Raw genomic sequence first — 1,814 nt, forward strand, 5'->3', positions numbered from 1 at the left:
AGATGCCCGCGGCTGCATCCAGTTTCTCAATGCGCCGTACGCTGAGTTTCTCGGCGTCGACCCTGAGGCGGTATTGGGACGTGATGCCCGCGAGGTGATCGAGAACACCCGCATGCATGAGGTGCTGGAGAGCGGTAGTTGTCAAGAAATCTGTCGCCTCTGAGTTCCTTCAAGCCGCCTGTTTTTCCGGTTCGGCGACGGTGACCTGGAGCTCCCGCTCCGGGTTAAGCGACACGGTGCCAACCGGCGTCCAGTTGCGGGTCTTGCCGCTCCAACGGGCGGGGTTGGCCTCACGGGCTGCCTGATTGATGGCATGGCGCTTGGCCAGCACCTCGGTATCTTCTCCAGCGTGGCGCTGTGCCGGTGTTACCAGACGGATCCCGCTGTGGCGATGCTCGTGGTTGTACCACTGCACGAAGCCGGCCACCCACTGGCGGGCATCGTCGACCGTGGCGAACCCATCACCGGGGTAGCAAGGGCGGTACTTACAGGTGCGAAACAGCGCCTCCGAGTAGGGGTTATCATTGGAGACCCGCGGCCGACTGAACGATGGCGTGATGCCCAGCTCATGTAGCTTCTCCAGCAGCGTCGCGCCCTTGAACGGGCTGCCGTTGTCCGCATGCAACACCAGCGGCTGACCGATGATTTGCTCGGCCAGGACCGCCCGCTCCAGCACGCTGCGAGAGTTATGGGCCGACTCGGCCAGGAACACCTCCCAGCCAGTGATCTTGCGGCTGTAAATGTCGAGCATCATCACTAAGTAATAGTGCTGCCCCTTGATTGGGCCGCCCAACCATGTGCAATCCCACGACCACACCTGGTTCGGCGCGCTGGTCTGGTAGGTCGTGGGCTTGGTACGGCGCTGAGGAGCTTTGCAGCGGCCTCGATGCACCATTTCACGGTGCTTGTGCAGGACGCGGTAGAACGACGAGGGGGATGCCAGGTAGCGCTGCTCCTCGTCGAACAAGCGCACCACGATCTGCTCTGGCGGCAGGCTGGCGTACTCGGGACGATGGCACACATCGAGGATTTCCTGCTTTTCGGCCGGTGTCAGTGCGTTAGCCGGCACCGGCCGGTCGACCAAAGGGCGCTGGTCCTCGCGTAACTCGCCGTCGCGCGTCCAGCGCTGGTACGTTCTGGCAGTGATACCAAGCTCGCGGCAGGCGGCCTCCAGTCGGGCACCCTGGGCCCGGGCTTCTTCGATCAGCGCGATGGCGCGTTGGCGATCTGGGGTGCTGATCATGCGTCCTCGTCCCCCCAGATCGCCCTCGCCTTTTTTCTGAGGGCCAGTAACGCCGCAGTTTCTGCCAGGGCCTCGTTCTTGCGGGCGAGCTCCTTCTCCAGGGCTTTGATGCGCTTACGCTGCTGCTTGGCCTCGTCGGCCTCACGTTGGCGTTCCGAGTGGGAGAGGCTGGCGGCTTGCTCGCAGTCGTGGCGCCACCGCTCCAGCTGCTCGGGATAGATACCCCTTCGGCGGCAGTATTCCGCCGTCTCCTGGGCGTTCATTGAGGCGGTCTCGATCACGGCGCTGAACTTGTCCTTGGACGACCAGCCATCGGCGCCCTTGCCCAGAGCATCCGGCAGGCAACGCCCCTCGGCGCGGGCTTCCTTGCGCCACTTGTAGACGGTGCCCAGCGAGATCCCTTCCTGCTCCGCGATCACCTGCGGGGAGAGGTTGTGGGGAGGCAGCAGCTTGGTCACCACGGCTTGCCGGCGCTCCTCGGAGTAACGAGGCATGAGTGTCTCCTTTCGCCCCCTTGTCGGTTTATAAGAACAGGATATCAGAGGGTGCGACACTCATCCTGACACTGGGG

2 protein-coding genes are annotated in these 1,814 nt (G+C 63.6%); one reads left to right on the forward strand and one right to left on the reverse strand.

The features are described 5' to 3' along the window. The coding region (locus BF12_RS23650; RefSeq protein WP_156941219.1) for a PAS domain-containing protein at positions 1-163 on the forward strand (163 nt) is incomplete at its 5' end. Between the two features lie 6 nt (positions 164-169). Here BF12_RS23650 and BF12_RS0117785 read toward each other — a convergent pair. Further along, positions 170-1,737 (reverse strand): IS3 family transposase gene (locus tag BF12_RS0117785; RefSeq protein WP_248623758.1). Its coding sequence is split into 2 segments (ribosomal slippage): positions 170-1,272 and positions 1,272-1,737, totalling 1,569 coding nucleotides; the frame shifts between segments, so codons are not numbered across the junction. Positions 1,738-1,814: the final 77 nt, after the last annotated feature.

The organism is Cobetia crustatorum (assembly GCF_000591415.1).
Taxonomy (GTDB): domain Bacteria; phylum Pseudomonadota; class Gammaproteobacteria; order Pseudomonadales; family Halomonadaceae; genus Cobetia; species Cobetia crustatorum.